Annotated in this window: 19 protein-coding genes and 1 pseudogene; 15 read left to right on the forward strand and 5 right to left on the reverse strand. The window is 58.3% G+C overall.

Going from position 1 to position 18,312, the window contains the following annotated elements:
- Positions 1-6 precede the first annotated feature (6 nt).
- From EP28_RS09265 to EP28_RS09290, 6 genes are all read left to right on the forward strand, one after another.
- Positions 7-318, forward strand: a complete 312-nt coding sequence (locus tag EP28_RS09265; RefSeq protein ID WP_049983751.1) for a hypothetical protein — start codon at positions 7-9, stop codon at positions 316-318.
- 139 nt (positions 319-457) lie between these two features.
- Entirely contained in the window at positions 458-679 is a 222-nt protein-coding gene (locus EP28_RS09270; RefSeq protein WP_049983752.1) for a DUF8129 domain-containing protein, read from the forward strand.
- A gap of 214 nt (positions 680-893) precedes the next feature.
- On the forward strand, positions 894-2,564 hold the full coding sequence (locus EP28_RS09275; protein ID WP_049983753.1) for a sensor histidine kinase: 1,671 nt from the start codon (positions 894-896) through the stop codon (positions 2,562-2,564).
- A 182-nt stretch (positions 2,565-2,746) separates the two neighbouring features.
- Entirely contained in the window at positions 2,747-3,964 is a 1,218-nt protein-coding gene (locus tag EP28_RS14150) for a homing endonuclease associated repeat-containing protein (protein WP_155118455.1), read from the forward strand.
- A gap of 141 nt (positions 3,965-4,105) precedes the next feature.
- Positions 4,106-4,453, forward strand: a complete 348-nt coding sequence (locus tag EP28_RS09285; RefSeq protein WP_049983755.1) for a DUF8013 domain-containing protein — start codon at positions 4,106-4,108, stop codon at positions 4,451-4,453.
- 87 nt (positions 4,454-4,540) lie between these two features.
- Positions 4,541-5,467: an ArdC-like ssDNA-binding domain-containing protein gene (locus EP28_RS09290; protein WP_049983756.1), complete on the forward strand. Its 927-nt coding sequence runs from the start codon at positions 4,541-4,543 to the stop codon at positions 5,465-5,467.
- 10 nt (positions 5,468-5,477) lie between these two features.
- Here EP28_RS09290 and EP28_RS14155 read toward each other — a convergent pair whose 3' ends face one another.
- Positions 5,478-5,831, reverse strand: coding sequence for a hypothetical protein (locus tag EP28_RS14155; protein WP_155118456.1), 354 nt, complete (start codon positions 5,829-5,831; stop codon positions 5,478-5,480).
- A 195-nt stretch (positions 5,832-6,026) separates the two neighbouring features.
- On the opposite strand from EP28_RS14155, the gene EP28_RS09295 reads away from it, so the two are divergent.
- Positions 6,027-6,842: a hypothetical protein gene (locus tag EP28_RS09295; protein WP_049983805.1), complete on the forward strand. Its 816-nt coding sequence runs from the start codon at positions 6,027-6,029 to the stop codon at positions 6,840-6,842.
- A gap of 13 nt (positions 6,843-6,855) precedes the next feature.
- Here the strand turns inward: EP28_RS09295 and EP28_RS09300 are convergent, their stop codons facing one another.
- On the reverse strand, positions 6,856-7,659 hold the full coding sequence (locus EP28_RS09300; RefSeq protein WP_049983757.1) for a DUF6036 family nucleotidyltransferase: 804 nt from the start codon (positions 7,657-7,659) through the stop codon (positions 6,856-6,858).
- On the reverse strand, positions 7,656-8,582 hold the full coding sequence (locus tag EP28_RS09305) for a MarR family transcriptional regulator (RefSeq protein ID WP_049983758.1): 927 nt from the start codon (positions 8,580-8,582) through the stop codon (positions 7,656-7,658). Before EP28_RS09305 ends, EP28_RS09300 begins: the two co-directional genes overlap by 4 nt.
- 138 nt (positions 8,583-8,720) lie before the next feature.
- Between EP28_RS09305 and EP28_RS09310 the strand changes: the two genes are divergently transcribed.
- A complete protein-coding gene (locus EP28_RS09310) occupies positions 8,721-9,044 on the forward strand; it encodes a DUF6788 family protein (RefSeq protein ID WP_049983759.1) in 324 nt (107 codons plus the stop codon).
- Positions 9,045-9,559: 515 nt separating this feature from the next.
- On the opposite strand, the gene EP28_RS09315 is transcribed toward EP28_RS09310, so the two are convergent.
- Positions 9,560-10,966 carry a Cdc6/Cdc18 family protein gene (locus EP28_RS09315; RefSeq protein WP_049983760.1) on the reverse strand — a complete coding sequence of 469 codons (1,407 nt, stop codon included), beginning with the start codon at positions 10,964-10,966 and terminating at the stop codon, positions 9,560-9,562.
- 1,087 nt (positions 10,967-12,053) lie between these two features.
- Positions 12,054-13,013 carry a hypothetical protein gene (locus EP28_RS09320; RefSeq protein ID WP_155118457.1) on the reverse strand — a complete coding sequence of 320 codons (960 nt, stop codon included), beginning with the start codon at positions 13,011-13,013 and terminating at the stop codon, positions 12,054-12,056.
- A gap of 770 nt (positions 13,014-13,783) precedes the next feature.
- Between EP28_RS09320 and EP28_RS09325 the strand changes: the two genes are divergently transcribed.
- The 7 genes and pseudogenes from EP28_RS09325 (at position 13,784) to EP28_RS14165 (ending at position 18,269) form a co-directional block, all read left to right on the forward strand.
- Complete coding sequence (locus tag EP28_RS09325; RefSeq protein WP_049983762.1) at positions 13,784-14,137, forward strand: DUF8105 family protein; 354 nt, start codon at positions 13,784-13,786, stop codon at positions 14,135-14,137.
- A 5-nt stretch (positions 14,138-14,142) separates the two neighbouring features.
- Positions 14,143-14,472, forward strand: a complete 330-nt coding sequence (locus tag EP28_RS09330; protein WP_049983806.1) for a DUF8158 family protein — start codon at positions 14,143-14,145, stop codon at positions 14,470-14,472.
- Positions 14,473-14,560: 88 nt separating this feature from the next.
- Positions 14,561-14,905: pseudogene (locus EP28_RS13815) on the forward strand (ribbon-helix-helix protein, CopG family); the annotation flags it as partial.
- An 834-nt stretch (positions 14,906-15,739) separates the two neighbouring features.
- Entirely contained in the window at positions 15,740-16,819 is a 1,080-nt protein-coding gene (locus EP28_RS09345; protein WP_049983764.1) for a transcription initiation factor IIB, read from the forward strand.
- A 489-nt stretch (positions 16,820-17,308) separates the two neighbouring features.
- Positions 17,309-17,650, forward strand: a complete 342-nt coding sequence (locus tag EP28_RS14160; protein WP_155118458.1) for a glycine zipper domain-containing protein — start codon at positions 17,309-17,311, stop codon at positions 17,648-17,650.
- A gap of 2 nt (positions 17,651-17,652) precedes the next feature.
- Entirely contained in the window at positions 17,653-17,934 is a 282-nt protein-coding gene (locus EP28_RS14770; RefSeq protein WP_080506124.1) for a hypothetical protein, read from the forward strand.
- Positions 17,935-17,945: 11 nt separating this feature from the next.
- Positions 17,946-18,269: a hypothetical protein gene (locus EP28_RS14165; protein WP_155118459.1), complete on the forward strand. Its 324-nt coding sequence runs from the start codon at positions 17,946-17,948 to the stop codon at positions 18,267-18,269.
- Positions 18,270-18,312 lie beyond the last annotated feature (43 nt).

An 18,312-nucleotide genomic window follows, 5' to 3' on the forward strand; every position in this document is an offset into this window, starting at 1 on the left:
GAGACCATGTCTATTGAGCATAATCCGACTCTCGACGTGCGAGAGCCACAGCAGGGGGATATAGAGACTTTTGAAGAGTTGGAGCGTGGTGACTCGGTCAAATTCTTTGAATGGCCCGTCGAGCCGTTGACCGTGATCGGCTGGGAAGAAGACGATAATGTCGGGAAGCGGGTACGAGTTGAAGCAGAAGGCGGCGAGTCGTTTCTCTACCAAGTAGACGGCCACCTCTGGCATTACGTCCCTGAGGACGAGTTCGCCGGCGAGAATAACCCATACCCTGTTCAGAACCTCGTTTTGCTCGAATCCTCGGAAGCCTGATTGGGCTTCGAGACCGCGCGAATCCTGTCGTGAAGGCCTCTATATTGATGGTCTCATTCGCAGTGGCTGCGCCTTCCCAAGATCTACTGCTTCAATTCTCTGCTGTTGCTCGTGCCCTCAATAGGTGGAGGCATCCGTTATGGGTACTTCTACAGACGACTCAGAGGCGTCAGACGAATTTCCGCCTGAAAAGCGGCTTGAGGCGCCGAACACGCGCCTGATCAAGGCAGGGATCGCGACGATTCCGGATATGGAAACCCTCCAGGAGTGCGTTGCCTACGAGAACGCCCACCAGAACCGAACGCAGATTCTGCGCCGGCTCAAGTGGAAGGCTGAAGAGTTGCGTGAGAACGAAGAGTAAGCTCTATTCTTAACCAACACACTCCACGTGAGTTCCCCTATTGTTGGTTAATACGCTGTACCAGTACTGTTGGAGCCTTATGAGTTGGACGCCAACTCTGGGAATCAACGGAGAGATGGAATGCCTAGTGGCCGGAAGAAGCCCGATATCCCCCTGAAAGAGGGCTGTTCCAAACCGTTATTTAACACCCCGAGAACAACCCTTTATCTGGATAATGAATCCCCTCCTTCTAGGTCACGTCATAATTTTCGCACTATCTGCGATTGCCTGCGTGGCGACTATTCCACAAGCATGGAAGATACAGCATCCGGAGACACGTGAAGGACTGATCGTCTTCCTCGGTTCCGTTGCTCTGTGGTCTGGAGGGTACATTGGCTATCTTCTCGCACCGACGCGTGCCGGGAAACTCGCTTTCTATATATTTGGCTTCATCTTTGCGTTCGTCGCTGTCGGGGCCTGGCTCTACTTTTGTGCTGCATATACCGGTCGGCCACCTCGCCACGCCCCATTCCGAAACCTCATACTCGGGACGTTCCTCTTTTTCACCGCTCTCAAAGTCACGAATCCACTCCACAATCTCTACTTTACGACGGAATGGGTCACAGAACCATTCCCGCACCTCGTGATCCATCACGAACTGCTCTACTGGATCGTATTGGGGCTATCATATGCCGCCATCGCTGTCGGATTCTTCGTACTGATGGAGCGATTCCATCATACTGGCAGTGACAGCCGTCCGCTCGTCGTGCTCGTTGGACTCTCAGGCCTCCCAGCTGTTGCAATGATTATTGGCGGTCAGGTCGACTGGCTGCTCCCATTAATGTATGAGCCGCCTGGCGTCGCCCTCTTCGCCGTTGGAACGCTCTTCTTCTACAGACAACGGTTTGAGGCAATCCGATTAACCGGGGAGTCAGAGAAACCCGCAATCTTCCTCGACCAAGAAACCCGGATTCAGGATTACAATCAAGCGGCTCGCAAACTGTTTCCAGCCCTTGAGGATTCCTTTGGCGAACCGCTTGAGGCTGTGAATACCGCACTCGCAGATCATCTCACCAAACAAGATATCCTGACAATTACGCAGGAAGGTGAAACACGGTATTATGACGTGTCGAGCACGCCATTCTTAGCAGGTGAGGTAACGACCGGCCAACTAGTGACGGTTACCGACGTAACTGAACGCGAGTCATATCGACAGCGACTCGAAGAGAAAACCGAACAACTCGAGGCCCTAAATCGCGTGGTTCGGCACGACATCCGGAACGATATGACCGTGATTCTCGGATGGGCCGAGATCCTCAAAGACCATATCGATGAAGATGGGGAAGACGCTCTGGACCGAGTGTTACAGAAGTCCCGGCACGTAATTCAGTTCACGGAGGTCGCACGTGAGTTCGTTGAATCACTCTCTGAAGAAGGAACAGCTGAATTAGAAGAAATCCGGCTTCAGCCACTTCTTGACGCTGAGCTCGCTGCAGTACGTGATTCGTTCCCGAACGCGCAGTTTCACGTATCAGGTGAACTCTGCGACGTGTCGGTACAGGCAAACGAGATGCTTTCTTCGGTTTTCCGGAATATCCTCGAGAATGCGGTCCGACACAACGACAAAGAGACCCCTGAGATTACCGTCTCCTGTGAAGAGAACTCAGAGACTGTCCGGTACCGGATTGCAGATAATGGACCTTGCATTCCTGACCAACAGAAAGAACAAATCTTCGGGAAAGGGGAGAAAGGATTGGACAGTCCAGGATCGGGGATTGGTCTATATCTCGTCCATCTCCTGACGGACCAATTCGGTGGTGACGTGTGGGTCGAGGACAACGACCCAACTGGTTCAGTCTTCGTCGTCGAACTGCCTATCCATAAACCGTCGAATAAGACGTCTTAGTACTGAATTTCAGTATATCCTAGTCGGCGAGCCGTCGCTTCCAAAAAGTGGGGGTGGCTGCCATACGACTCGCGAGGATCGCCCCTTGAGTCGCCGTTCCGATCAATATCCGGAATGAGTGAGTGCGGACATTCAAATACCGAGTCGGGACCAAACTGAGTGACTCAATCCCCTCAGAAATCATGGGCAAGAAGCTGTACTCAGACGATGAACTCCTCAATCGGCTCCAGAAGTTCGCTGAGGAACTCGGTCGACCCCCATCGCAGAGTGAGATGGACGATTCAGGACCTCATGCTTCGAAGACGTACGGGAATCGGTTCGAGTCGTGGAATAACGCACTCGAGGGTGCCGGACTTCAAACCGGAACGAATGATCCAGACGGACGACCATCGACGCCCGAAGAGGACCTCCTTACTGATATCAAATCGGTTGCCGACATCGTGGGAGGAACCCCGTCAGAGCGTGAATACAGTGCTCACGGAAAGTATTCGGTGAAGACATACTGCAAGCGATTTGGAGGGTGGAATTCAGCACTACGGGCGGCCGATTTTGAGCCGAACGTTGAAATGAACCTCTCCGAAGAGAGACTCATTACTGCCTTACAGGGGTTCGCTGAGAAACTGGGTCGACCGCCCACAAATGATGAAATGGACCGGAGTGGCCCCTACACCTCGAATTCGTACAAGCGAGCGTTTGGAACCTGGAATCGTGCTCTTCGACAGGCGGGGTTGGAAGTCCACTCCGTATGGGATGTGAGCGAGGAGGATCTGATATCCGAACTCAACAGTCTCGCCGAAGAGCTAGGCCATGTCCCTCGGAAGGATGAAATGCGAAACCAAGGGAAATGGAGTGCAGCAGTCTATCAGGAGCGATTCGGCTCGTGGAATGAAGCTCTCCGAGCTGCCGGCTTCGAGCCAAATGAGCGGTGGCGAATTCCACGGGAGGAGTTATTAACCGAACTGCGGGCTGTTGCGAATGAGCTGGGCCACCCACCGACAACAACGGAAATGAACGAACACGGGAAGTTTACCATCGATCCGTATCAGCGTGAATTCGGAACGTGGCGAACGGCCCTTCAAGCGGCCGACCCGGACTATCTAGAAAACTACCGTCAGTCAGATACTGAGATAGTTCCGTTTGGCTCGAACTGGCCACAGATCCGTGAGGAGATCATCACCCGTGACAACGAGTCCTGCCTGCGCTGCGGTATGGGCCGTGAAGCTCACCGCGAGAAATTCGGTCGTGATCTCCCGGTTCACCACCGGATTCCTCGACGCCGGTTCTACAACGACCCAGACCAGTCGGTCGACGATGCAGATGTACCGAGTAACCTGCTGACTCTCTGTATCCCGTGCCATCGCCGACTCGAACGGCTGCCAGTCCAACCAGTAGTTGACTAACAAGCGAAGTCCCACGTTCAGCACAAAGGTATCTGCCGGCGAACAGAGCGTCTACCTCCCGCCGACGTGACTTCGCGACCTGTTTTTCGTGCCCCCAGAGAGGGCGAGGGCTCCTTCGAGAACCCTCAGAGGTGACTTCCAGTGAGTCAACAACAGAGTCCCGACAACGTCTCGATCGACGAGATCCCGGTCGATATCGACAACACGCAATCGGCGGAGGTCGATCCCGACGACGTCCCCGACGAAATCGAATCCATCACCCGTGGGCTCGCCGGTGAGCAGCCGCCGACGAATCCGCTCGTCGTGCTGAAAGCGGCCCGGTGGTGGTACATTCACGGCAAGGGCGGCACGGATCCCGCCTTCCAGTGGGCCATCGAGTGGGCGCGTCATCTTGCGACCGACACGCCCAGTGACGTCGAGCGGTTCAACGAGTTCCTCGAGTACCTCGTCTCGGTTGGCTTTGCGGACGAACGCCACGAGCTCCGCTGACCGACAGAGCGGTTTTTTGAACGCCCCTGAGGGGTGCGGCGCGGTCTGAGCAGACGCAGTTGCCGTGAACGTGATTCGGTGAACACAATGGCTACGACCAGTGATTCGTCGGTCTCCTTCGAGGAGACCGACACGCGATCCGACGAGATGAACAGTACGATCGGACAGTGGATCGACGAGCTCGTCGCTGGCGTCGACGACGCGCAGGCCAGCGCCCAGTTCCAGGAGTGGCTTGACGTCCAGAGTCGCTTCCACGACTACTCGTATCGGAACACGCTCCTCATCAAGCGGCAGTGTCCCGAGGCAACCCGCGTCGCGGGCTACCGGACGTGGCAGGAGGAGTTCGACCGTCACGTCACGGAGGGTGAGTCGGCCATCTGGATCTGGGCGCCAATCATCGCGAAACAGTGCCCGGAGTGCGAGAACTCCTCGAGCTACCACGAGGACAGCGACTGTGACTACGATGAGACGTCGCCCGAGGAGTGGTCCGAGGGCCTGGTCGGGTTCAAGCCCGCGCCGGTGTTCGACATCTCCCAGACCGAGGGCGAGCCGCTTCCCGACCTGGACACAGAAGCAACCGGGGACGCCGGCGACCTCGTCGAGCAGTTGACTGCCGCCGCTGACGACCTCGGCGTGACGGTGCGGATCGTTCCAGCCGAGGAGTGGACCCACGGCGAGGCGAAGGGCATCTGCGAGCAGCTGAGCCTCGTCGACGTTCAGCCGCTCGTCGAGGTGCGTGATCGGGAGAACGAGGCGGACCTCGCGCGGACGCTAATTCACGAGTACGCCCACGCTCTGCTCCACTTCGACGTCGACGACGACACCGAGCGGGCGAAACGCGAAGTCGAGGCCGAAGCCGTCGCGTACGTCGTCGGGCGGTACTGCGGGCTCGACACTAGTGGGTCGGCGTTCTACCTCGCTGCGTGGGAGTCGGACGATCCCGAGGTCGTTCGCGAGCGGCTCGGACGGATCAGTCGGACGGCAGAGGAACTCATCGACGTCCTCGAAGAGTAACCCTCGCGCTTCACCTGCGGAACAGTCCTACGAGTAGCATCAAACCAGCAGCTCCTATCGCGAAAGTCGTTTGAACTGCAGAGAAACCCCCGCGAAGTGCCATTCGAGTATAATTTGGATTTGAATGGTAGAGGTCGCTCGCCATCCCAATTATCGCATCAACTAGTGGAGCCAACACATCAAATACCAGCGCCTTTCCAAAATTCACCCCTGCTTGACCCAGTCGGTACGCAACCGTCACCAAGAAATTCGCCTTCCCCGTCAGGAAATGGCGGTTTGAAGGTGTGACGTACTGTCCCGTGCCGTTGGTCGGGTTAAATGGCCATTTTGCGAACTTCACAGCCTCAGTAAACAGCGATGCCACAAACGCGATAAGTCCCCGAATCATCTTGTGTGTTATGTAGTAATTAGTGGCACATTAAATTTCGTTCTCAAAAGGTACCAAGCCAGACGCCTAATTGAGCCAGATCAATTCTCTATGTCAACATTGGCTTCCAGTTTCTGGAAGTTTTTCTGCGCCCGCCGAGGGGCGGAGGCGCGTTCTGACCTCCGCCGAATGATGACTGACCGCTATCTCACGACAGTCCTCGAGGAAGCTGAGCACGTTGCCGAGCAGCATGACCAGGTCGCTCGAACGACAGACAACCAAGCCCACGAGTACCTCCGATACGCCGTCCTCCGGGTGCTCGAGGGGCAGGCAGACCACCTCCCGACGGGCTGGACGCCGATCGACGGCGTGACCGTCGGCTACGGGAACGACGAGGGGATGTACAATAGCTGGGGCTCCAGCGAAGACTGGTGGGAGATCGTCCCGCCGCAAGAGGCGTGTACCCGATTCCGGGTGTTCTTCCCGGACGACCACCAGACGGTTCCCCGCGCCATCGTCGACGTGATGGCCGCGCTCGGTGCCTGGCGCGTCTGGACTGGGTGCGCAGCCGCGTGCGGCTCCTACGACCATCGCGAGCGCCGTGAGGTCCACTACCTGTGGCCGGAAGGCCATCCGGTGGAGGAAGTGCTCCACGAGCGGCTCAGGGGGCCTGCGGAAGCCGTCGCTCCCGACGGTGGCCGAACGGGCGACGTTCGCGACCGACTGGTCGTCGACGAGAACGCACAGTCGGAGGACGATCTTGAGCCCCGCACGAAGCGTGCCGTCGCCGAAGCGATGGACGTCTCACTCCTCTCGAAGGGTGGCCGCTACGAGGTGCAGTCCGCGTCCGGCAACAGGTACGAAGTCGACGTCGTCGACGAATCGTGTACCTGTCCCGACTGGCAGCAGCGCTCACCCGAGGGCGGCTGCAAACACCTTCGTCGCGTCGATCACGAGATCAAACGGGGTCGCGTGCCCCGCCCAGACGGCCGCCTTCCTTCCCCGTAGGGCGACGATTGAGCTACTCCACAGGACGGACTGTATCGCCATCTCGTTGGACCCGGTCGAACGTTGAGAGATACGCGAGCCGGTCGTGAACCTCGTCGGTATCCAGCTCCAGTTCGGCGGCCAGTTCGTCGACGGCAATCGGTTCGTCGAGTGCCTGGAGGACTTCGAGCCCCCGGTAGTACCTATTCGTGAGCTCCTGGACCCGGCCCTCGATCGGCGTTGTCACTCCGTACCGCTCCTCGAGTTCGACCAGGGCCTCGTTCGCGAACGTGGCAAACTGATCATCCCCCAGGCGTTCGATCTGGGCTTCGAGTTCAGCCCGGACGACGTCGTAATCGAGGCCGGCCTGCACGAGCATATTCATGTCCTCGATGTCGTCGTCGCGGCCGGCGATCGCCTTGAACAGGAAGATATCCTCGTTGCTGACTAGCCGGACCGTCAGTCGATCCGTGTCGAGGAACTGCTCGCTGCGCTCTTGCATCCCGTCGGTGAGCACGAGCTTGTTCGCGACTTGCTGGTTGAAGATGTCGAGGCGACACCCATCGTCGTTCTCGACGCAGCTCGTCGCCCCCAGCGCCCGGTAATCTGGATCCAGCGACTGGACCTCCGCATACCCGAGGTCCATCAGAACGGCCCACAGCTGACCGTACGCGTCGCCATCCGGGACGACCAGGTCGATATCTTTCGTCGCTCCCTTGAGGTCGCGCAGCGACATCGCGCCACCACCGATCAGGTAGACCGCGAGCGGGGCTGAGAGGCCATCCGCGATCCGCTGGAATTCGTTCTCGATGTACTCGCGTCCGAATGTTGGTCTCATTGTGGAAGATGCACCTCGTAGTCAGCCGCTAGCTCCTGAAACTCGTCCCACTCCGGGAGTCGCTCGTCATCGACCTCGCCGTGCGTCTCGAGGTAGCGCAGCAAGGCGTCGATTTCGTCTTCGAGGCCATACTTCGCCGCCTGCTCTCGGAGGTCCGCCTCGTCGACGTCGACGTGGCTGAGCAGGAGGAGACAGTACGAGCGGTGACGGCTGCCGTCGTCGATCAGCAGCATGTGACAGCAGAGCTCCGCCGGCGAGACTGCGTCGAGGTTCTCGGAGTAGACGTAGTAGCGGTGGCCGGTAAGCAGGAACTGGAGGTCGAAGGCCGCGAATCGAGCGAGGCCAGTTTCGTGGAATCCCTCGGCGTCGATCTCCGTCTCAGCCTGGGCGAGAAATTCGTCGTAGTCCTCCCAGAGAATCGTGCCCTTCGGGGCGACGGCTTCGAGGCGTTGGCGATGGAGATGATGAACGAGTTCACGGGCAAACTCATGGAGGCGGTCGAAATCGGCGTTGAACTCGTAGTGGCCGTCGACGGTCCCGACGAGACCCCGGTCTCGAAACCGCTTGAGGACGCGGTTGACCGTGTTGCGGTAGTTGTCGCTCCGGTCGGCGATCTCGGAGACGGTTCGCGGCTGGTCGAGGTAGTACAACACCTCGAGTGCCTTGCCGGTCAGCAGTTCGGGGAAGTCGATGTGGGAGTGCTGGCGGACGAGGTCCTGGTAGAGTTCGACGGCGCGAGCATCCGACGGGACGACTCGTTTTCGGCGGCCGTCGCGTTCCGTGTAGACGAGCCCCTTCTGGACGAGGTCGCCGACGGCACGAGAGAGATAGCTCTCGCTGTGGTCGAGCTTCGTCGCGAGTTCGGAGATTGTGTCGCCGCGGTCGACCGTGGCGAGGACCTCGAGTTCGATACGCCGGAGCACGGCGTAACATAGTACGAAACTTGTATATAAAGAAGTTTCGAGTAGTGTTACAGTCAGCAGGCACGGGAGTCGTCTCCATCGTCTTAACCAACAAAACTATGGATTCGTGGGCAGTGTTGGTTAACACGAGAGTAGCCGATGTCCTACGAACCCCCGAACCCACCGGCGAACCTCCCGACGGAGATCGTCAACACGCTCAATGAAGCCACACCGGAGCATCTTCGGGACGTTGCCAGCTACGCCGAGGCGTTGGCCGAACACAAAGAGCGGGAAGCTCGTCTCGAGGAGGAAGCGGACGACGCCGACGTCGAGGAGCGCCCCGATGACCTCCCAGACGACGTGCCAGCGAAGGCGACGATCACGATCAAGGAGATCAACGACAACCGCTACTACTACTGGCAGTGGCGGGAAGGCGATTCGGTGACGTCGAAGTACAAGGGGCCAGTGAATCCCGACGAGTAGACGAGATTGAACTGTAGTCTGATGTTCTTTTCAGTACTAGTAGAGACGTCGCAGACGACACCCCCCAGAGTGTGAATGGGATCGGTTTGTCCAACACCCCTCAGTGTGAATGGGTCCGGTCACCCCGGACGAGTAAAACTCGATGAGGGAGGACACCCACCCCACGTTTCCGTCGTAACTGGATGTGGGTGGAGGGGGTGACGCTGATTTTGAAGGGGCCACACCCCCCGCGTTTCCGTCGTTTCTCCACCGTCTCCCCATCATCGATGGTCCCGACGACAAAGAAATCGTAGGACACACCCCCCGTTTTCGAGTTGTAAATGGGAGAGGGAAAGGGGAAAGCACAGTACATCGACCGGCAAGTCAAATCTCTTAGCTCACCCACCCCCCCGTTTTCGAGTAGTAACGAGACATCCCGACGACTGACATCCTCCATTTTCGAGTTGTAACGCATCGCGCGGGATACGAACACCCCCCGTTTTCGAGAAGTAAGTGCGGGGAGAATACGGGCGAGATCAGTTCTTACTCCGGAACTGCTTCAGCCGTTCGCGGACAACCGCGCTGATAGTCGCCTCTTCGTGAGCTAGATCTTCGAACCGGGAATCCTCACGGATCGTCTCCATGATCGTTTCCGGATCTTCGGAGAGGGAGAAATACATATGCACTCCTCTGCCTCGCCCCTTGCCCCGACGCTCGAAGTCCAGTACACCGTACGTACTCTGCTCTGTGACGTGATTTACGAACGTCTCGCGGCTGTACTGGTCCGCATCCATCGTGTCGGCAATGAATTGATACGTCTTGAACGCAGGTCCAGCAGGGATCCACTCAGGATGTTCTCTTGCGTAGTTGGCAGTGGCCGCCACAGCGTAGATGGAGAGTTTCTTTTGAGTCGAAATGCCGCTGATATGCCGGAGCTTGCGGTTTTCAGTGTATTTCTCCTGAGCTTCACGGACATCAGTCTCGGTAACTGTGTCAGCTCCACGCCGCTCGGCTAATTCGCCCGCCCACCTGAGGAGATCAATCGCTTTCCGTGCATCCCCGTGCGTTTGGGAGCCGAACGCAGCAACAAGCGGAACGACGTCATCTGCAAGTGATTCTGGCTTGAAGGCGTCTCGCCGATGTTTGAGAATACTACGGAGCTGCGTCGCATCGTAATCGTCGAAGAAGATATCGTCAGGATTGTAAGAACTCTGTGCGCGGCTGTTGAGGTCCTTCATGAAGTCGGCGTAGTTCGTAATCGTCGTGAGCGAGATGGGACCATCAAAATCGGCGAGTTTGCGAGCCCGTGAAAGCTGGTAGATGAGAGAATTGTACTCTGCTTCCTGATACGGCCCCTCGAGCATATCGATCTCATCGAGGATGAAAATGACACCGTCGTAGTACTCCCGCATGAGTTCATACAGTCTCTCGAGCTTCTGATCCGTTGAGACGCCGGTTTGGGGAACACCAGGATCAACGCCGAGGTCGTCGGCAGCAGCTTTGACTAACCGATAGACAGCCCGATCTGCTGTCTTCGGCCCCTCGCAGTTGATTGAAATGACCCCGAAGGTCTTGCCTTGGGATTCACACAGTTCGACGATCTGTTTGCAGACCGCATGAATGATGAGCGACTTCCCAGTTCCAGAAGGACCACTCAGAAGCATATCCGGGATCCCTTCATTCTGGAGGACCGGTTTTAGGTTGTCGACGACACGGCCTAGCTGGTCGTCACGACCGACGATACGGTCCTCATCGATGATGGTATCTGACCGGACGAGGTCTTTGTTCGCGAAAACGCCACCGGACGACTCGGTTTGGAGCCGATCACGAATTGAGATGCCGCCACCGTCGCCATTAGTTGCATCTTGAGACGAATCGGCGGAATCTGATCCGTTTCGGAAGGTCGTTTGTGACGTGCCAGGAGACTCCACCTCCTCATCCATCGACTCGGGATTTTCAGGATCAGCAGCAGAAGATTGACGATCCTCCTCACCTTCCGGATTATTCGATCCTGCTCTACGTCCCTCTCGTCCCATTATGAACCCCCTCGAACTCTGGGTATAAAAATATGGACCCTTGTGGAGTTGTAACCGGGCGAAAACAGGCAATCTAACGACTACAGCCCCGTATCCTCTGTATGGGCCAAATACCGTTTTCGGAATCTATCACCCTCCGTTGTCGAGTTGTAACGGTTCGACGAAGCTCGCTGTCGTCGATCTTCCTCGATGACCCGGGCCCCCCGTTTTCGAGTTGTAAGATGTTGGGGGGCGGTAACACACCTGGTTCGATGCTCCCACACTCACATTGTAAGGAGAAGTGAGTCGAGGTGGGGTCTCGGAACAAAATCCACATAATCCAGATTTCGTGAATGAAGCTCAGAGTGATACGGTCTTGCTCACACTCCCCGTTTTCGAGTAGTAAGCGCCAGAATGGTTGCGAAAGAACGACGCTCGTAGGACCCGCTCACGAATGAGAGGAATACTGGGTTTCAGACATGATTGCTGGTGAAGCTGCTTTGGTGATCTCGAATGTTTCACCCCCTCCCCCCTTTTTCGAGTTGTAAGTCGCGGGAGAACAGATCACCCAAGACGTAGCATAGCGAGAGTTGAGATATCTGAAATTGGCGTAGAGGTGTCGAGACGGGATTATACACAGAATCAGAACCACGGACGAGATGAGGAAGGAATCTACATCCCGAGATATCAATCGTCTAGCTGAGCTAGACGATATGTTTACTTTGTCCCTAGTACGGTTGTGGTAAGGTAACGTTCAACATAAACTTTCGTATTTCTAGTTACAAGTTAGAGAATAAGATACTCAGCCTCTCTATTGCGTATTTCCGCCACAACCGGCTGGTTTGCAGTCCCTCTTGCTGTTCACCCCCACCCCGCCGTGACGAGTTTACAACTCGAAAAAGGGGGGAGGGGGTTCGTCAGGTCCAGTCCGTGATACCGACTACACGTGTTCCGTTGAGTTCTCGTCGGATATCGTTCCGATCCCAGTCAAGAAGTGCCAGCAGAATAGACCAAATCAACTTGCTGATGTCGTCTGGAACGCATTATGCTGGACGACGAGTGTTGTCCAATACACGTCGCCCTGATACCGAACCAGATACGTGCCGCTCAGGTCACCTTCACCGTCTTCGTCGTGCCCGTGGGCCTGTTCGTGTCCGCGAAACCGGTCTGCGAGCGCCACGAGCGCATCAGACGGCGTCTCATCGGGCCTGACAACGTACGGTCCATCTGAGATCGCCGTCTCGACGATCTCTCGCTGGGTTTCTGGAAGTTCCGCAAGTTCGAATGTAAACCGCTCGCGCATCTGTTGGCCGTACTCGGCGGCTGTTGCCACCTGGTCAGCCGTGTAGCGATAGGTGTTCAGCGTCGTGTCGTAAGCGTCGTCGATGACCCATTCGGCTTCTGTTCCGTCGTCCCAGATGATGTACGAGTACTCCGACTCGGGGACAAGGACGGATTGTTCGCGCTCGGCATCTGTATAGAGGAACGTCGTCCCGATTCCGATCGGGTCACCATCAGCGAGTCCGTGGGCAGCAAATTCCTCTTGATCAACTTCGGGGAGGTCAGCGAACTGGATAGCCTCTGCCTCGGTCACCGATCCGGTGACGATATCCACTTTCACGGAGTATCTGGTAGCCGGCGTTTCCTCGATCACCTCGTACGCCAGCTCGTAGACGCCGTCTTGGTAGGCGATGTGTTGCTGTTCGGGCAGTGGCGACCGTGTCGCCTTCGTTGTCGCGCCACCGTCGAGAATCCGATCGAACAGTTGCGCCGTTTCGTCGTTGCCTTCAGCGGGGCGGACTGTATAGAGAACTTTCGTCGGGAGTTTCGCGTCGGCAATCGTCGTCAGTTCGAGACGTGCTGTAGGGGCTTCTGCAGCGGCGTTGCTTCCCCCCAACCCACCGGGGCTGGTACAGCCAGCGATTACTGCGGGGAGGGATGTGGCGGCGGTCGCGAGGAGGGCACGGCGGCGCATAGTCGTGATTCCTCGGAGACGCTCGAAAAGCCTTGTGTCGGACGGACAAAGACAGCAAAAGCTTCGGAAACAGTGGAGGGGGTAGATCATTAACCAACAGGCACTGTTTTCGATTCGAATTGTTGGTTAACCTCCGTGCGTGTCTACTACCAAGTTCGGGCTGTGGACGAGTGTCCTCTCAGGATATCGAGAGGATGGGATTGTAGTGCTGTCTCGCTTGTACTGAAACCCCGTCGGGCAATTTTGAGTGGGTTTAACGTCCCGAATTCGCGGGAATCAGGGTTTTCTTTCGTCATCTCCAAGGGGCACGTGGACATCCAGCGAGGCGTTCTTGACACAGGGCTATTCGTATCTCTCATCAGTACTTCCCGAATTTACCCCGCTTACCCCGTGGTCGAGCAATTTTAGTGAAATAGTAGTGAGCCGGGAGCTCGTCGAGGTATTTTCTACTGTCTCAAATCGGCCCGACGAGGTTATTCTGCGATTTGAGCGCGTTATTTCGCCTTGCATATCGCGGTTTTCGTCCAAAGAAAGAGGCGATATGCAGTGTGCGAAGGCCGCCGGCTCTCTCAGGCCGAGGGGCCATCTGTGGAGTCCTGACTTTCGGAATGTATCAGTTTAAACGAACCGTATCGTCTACTGAGTCACCGGGGCGATTGTCGTCCCAACGACCAGCCTGACGTATCCGGTTTGCTTCCTCGAGAGCCCTCTCTGTGAGTCCGTCTCACGGGTCCCTGATGTTGATGACCGCGGCGCGCATCCTGTAGGGTATGGACTGTCCTGAGTGCGGTGGCCCGGTCACACTCGAGGTCGGGCCGGACCGACTGCCGTCGACGTCACTGTCCGACGCGGTTCTCGATGCTGCTGAAGACGAGCGTCTCGACGTCGTCCGGACGTGCTGGGACTGTGGGTGGCAAGAGGAGCGCCGGCTTCGCGTCGAGGCAATCGAGACGACCGCCGGCGATGCAGACGCAATCGAGCGAGCCCGCCTTCTAGAAGAGATTACCGATGAACTCGAAGCCATTAGGGCTCTCGGGACGCTGGAGGACACGCTCGCAGAGATTCGTCGACAGCGACGGCTGGAGCCAGCGGCGGAAGACACGAACGAGGACGCGACGGAGTAAGTATGATGACTGGCTCTGAGCCACTCTATGACGTTCGTGAGCGCACCGGGAACCCCGAGCATCCACCGATCGATGACGTCGTCGACCTTGTTCTCGAGCGAGCAGAGCACCCACGTGTGGACCACCAAAACGCCCACCTAGCCGAAGCGATGGCGACTGTCGTCGACAGATATGGCTCGGAGACTATTCGGACCGTTATCTATCGGGTTCTCGTTGAGGAGTATCCGTTTCGAACTGCTACGGCGGACCTTGACGTCGACAACGTCGACGGCGTCCGAATCGGGACAACAGCCACCCGGTTCCTGGCAGAGCTGCCCGCACAGAGTGACGATTGAGTTCGACATTCCCGATTCCTGACGCTCAGAGCGTGTACTGTACAGCCCCGAAACCGTTACCAGCGTCTGTCCGAAACGTACGCATCGTATGGACCCAAGCGACGAGTTGCAGCGAGTTCATTTTCACTCGCCGGCGTCGCTCGTCGAGCGCCTCGACGCTATTGCGGAGGTCTACGACACGAACCGATCTGCCCTGCTCATCGAGGCCCTCCGCAAGTATCTCGACAAGACCGCGGACAGTGAGCCGTTCCGGGAGCTCGTCGCGACGAAGTACTACGACGACCAACTCGACTTCGAGACGGTCACGCAGCTGGTCGGCGCCGAGACCGCTCAGCGGTTCCGCCTCCTCAAAGCGGATCTCGAAGACGAGCCACTCGATCTCGCTGCCCCCGACGACGTCGACGTCTACGATGGCGACCCGACAGCGGTTGATGCCGAGGTCCGCCAGCTGTATGAGCGGTATCAGGCGGCCGAGAGCGACGCCGAACGTCGAAAGATTGCCCTCGAGATGGGGGCCCTCGACGGCCGGCGGCATGCGGATATCTACGCCGCACTCCAGGACGAGTAATGGGTTTCTGCCACATCAGCGACGGAGACATCTGTAACTGGCCGGCTCACCGACACTAGCGGGATCTCGACAGCTAACTCCCTTAGCCATCAGGGTCACGTCCGTCGAGTTTGCTCGTGAGATACTGCTCCCTGCTCGCGTGGCATCGGAGACAGCAAAGAAAGCCCTCGACCGCTCGACTACCCGCGACCCACGCTGCGCGTCTCGTTGGACTCGGTGCTTGCGGGATCGGAGAACGGTCGAGACGGCCTCGCCCTTTCTGAGTCCGCCAGGCTGGCGCTCGGGATAGCGAACGACGACATCGGCTGTCCGGTGTTTCTCGAACGGCCCGCGCCGCTCGCCGCTGCCGCCCTCCGCGTCGCTCGCGACCGACCATTCCGGGCGGTCTGCCTGCAGTAGCGGGCGGACTGCCGGGCTAAAGTGAATGTGCCCTCGACGCCAGCGGGAAAGCGCGGGGGGCTGCGCGGCGTCGCTGCTCACCCCCCACGCTTTCTCCGCTGGCCGCTCGCTCCGGGCGGGTCGGCGCGCGGCGCTGGTTGTGCCCCTCCGTGCGGGCGCGCTCTCGCTCGCGCCCAGGAGGGCGCTCGCGAAGGCGCGAGCGAGAGCGCGCAGACGGCTCTGTCGGTCGTGACGTCGAGGAACCCCCGTGCTGGAACACGGGGAGTCGGGCGCTGTGGTGAGCGCCTTCGGGATACTGCAATGACGAGTAACAACGCGAGCGAAAAGACGGTTTCGGACGTACAGAGTACGACCACCGAGGAACGCAGTCACGAGCCGACGGTCGAACACGAGCCGTCGGGGCGATCCACCTGTCCGGAGTGTGAGGGCCAGGTGATCACCGAAGACGAGCAGTCATTCTGCACGGACTGTGGGCTGATCGTCGCCGACGAGTGGGTGGACCTGAGCCCGACGCTGAACGACCTGGGCCTAGTCGGGGACGCCGACCAGAGCATCGAGACGGTGGACCCGCTGCGGACGGACAAGGGCCTGCACACGAAGATTGGGCGGAACACCGACGGTCGGGGTAATCCCCTGAGCAACGAGCAGTGGGAGAAGGTCCAGCGCCTCCGGAAGTGGCACAAGCGGATGCAGTTCGGCGAGAAGCGCAAGCGGACGAAGCGGCTCAACGAGGGGCTGCGGGACGTCGAGATGATCGGCGGCAACCTGAGCTTGCCGGACCACGTCGTCAAGATGGCGGCACAGTTCCTCCGGAGCGCCTCGGAAGCGCGGCTACCGGGTGGGCGGATGGCCTGGGAGGCACTCGCCGGCGGCGCCGTCCTCCTGGCTGCGCGAGCCTCATCGGTCGACCGAGACGAGATCGACGTCGCGGTCGCGACCCACACCAAAGCGCCCCACGAGCGAGTGTGCGCTGCGGCGCGGAAGATACGGTGCGAATGCGGGTTCGACGCGCCACTCATCAGGCCCAACGCCGTGATGGCGGTCGTCGACGCCCTCGATGACGACGTCATCCCCGGGGCGCGAGCAGTGCGGACGTGGCGGCTGGCCCAACACCTGATGAAACTCGGCGATCAGGTGCCGGTCGGACCGGGAACGCCACGGTGCACCGTCGCGGCGTCGGCGCTGTACGCGGCGGATCGGCTGCTCTCGCGCAAGCACCTCACCCAAGCGCAGGTCGCCGCGGCGGCGAGCACGATCGTGCCGACGTCCCGAAACCGGATCGCGCGGTACAGTCGGGAGCTCGTCGACGCCTACGAAGCCGAACACGGCACCGACGACCCGGGTGTCGGCCTCGAAGAGGAACGGGACACCCTGCGCTGAGCGGGGCACCCCCCGTTTTTTCGTGGCGACCTCCGCCCGTGGACGCCCCGCCGCCCCACCCACCGCTCCGTGCTCGCTCCCTCCGGTCGCTGCGCGCGCAGCCACAACCTCTCTTCATACGAATACAGACAGCCATGTGTCGATGGATTTAATCCCGTATGATTTCGAGGACGGTATGCAACAGCCACGGTGGGACACTTGTTTGGTCCCATCTTCTAGAATCTCCAGTAGCCGTAGTCCTGTCTGTAGTTCCACTTTCACCCCGCTGAGCGAGCGTTTTTATGTCGCCAGACAAGTGTCTCTAATGGGTTGAAATCACCCACCGTGGCTGTTGCATCCGCCTGTATCTACTGCCGTAAGGCGGCGAGGCGGACCCCGGGAATCTACGCTCGCACCATACCGACACCAGGTGGTGAAAGCCGCATGGAATCTCGGTCAGTGCGTGACGGCCCCTGCGCCAGCGGGCCTAAACCGGCGTAGGAAAACACAATGACGAGTACGCCACCCACAGATGACCTCAGTATCGACATCAACGACCTCCCTTGCCCAGCGTGCGACTCGCCGTACGCAACCGTTGCAACGATTCTCGCTCCCGAAGAGGTAGAGAACGCAACCGGCGCCACATTCGCCGGCACAACCACCGGTGCGGCCGGCGGTGCAACTGTCGGATCAATTGCCGGGCCGGCCGGTACCGTCATCGGTGGTACCCTCGGCGCACTCGTTGGCGGATCAATCACGAAGGAGCGACAAGAGAAACGCCGTGTCGTTCTTGAGTGTCCAGAATGTGGCTATCACGGTGATGCGCTCGGCTCTGAGATGGACAATCAGTAGCCATGTCGTCGGTATTTTTGATCAGCTATGACCTCAAGGACGTCAAGGACTATGAGGAATTATATCAAGCTATCAAGGACTACTCAGGGTGGTCCCACATATTAGAATCGAGCTGGTTCGTATCAACGAGTACCAGCAGTGCCTCAGATGTTCGGGATAATCTACAGGATCATATTGATAGCGATGACGAATTATTGGTCACGAAGATGCCCGACTCGGGGAGTGGCCGCTGGGCAACAACATTCAGCGACGACACAGTAGAGTGGTTAAAAGACAATCTTTGAAAACGATTAGTATGGCTCACCGAAGCCGAGAAGAGCAAAAAGCTCACGACAAAGGCGTACTGGCAGAAGCCCGCGAACTCGACCGAGAAGGATGGGATGTCAAAGCCGATCACATCTCGAGTCATGGGTTCGGAACGCCACCGACAATCAACGGCCACCGTCCGGACGTGTATGCAAAAAAGCGTGGCGGGACGCGGATCGTCGAGATCGAAACGGATCCTGATGACGATCACGATCAGCATACGGCTTTCAGGCGGAGTGCTGGCCAGACGGGGGAAAACTTCTACGGCTGGATCGTCGATAAGGGTGGAAACCGCCGAACGAAATCTGAGTGAGTGCTACTGATCCTCCTGTACCCCCATACTTGACTCAGTAGGT

The sequence above is a fragment of the Halorubrum sp. BV1 genome, assembly GCF_000746205.1.
Classification (GTDB): domain Archaea; phylum Halobacteriota; class Halobacteria; order Halobacteriales; family Haloferacaceae; genus Halorubrum.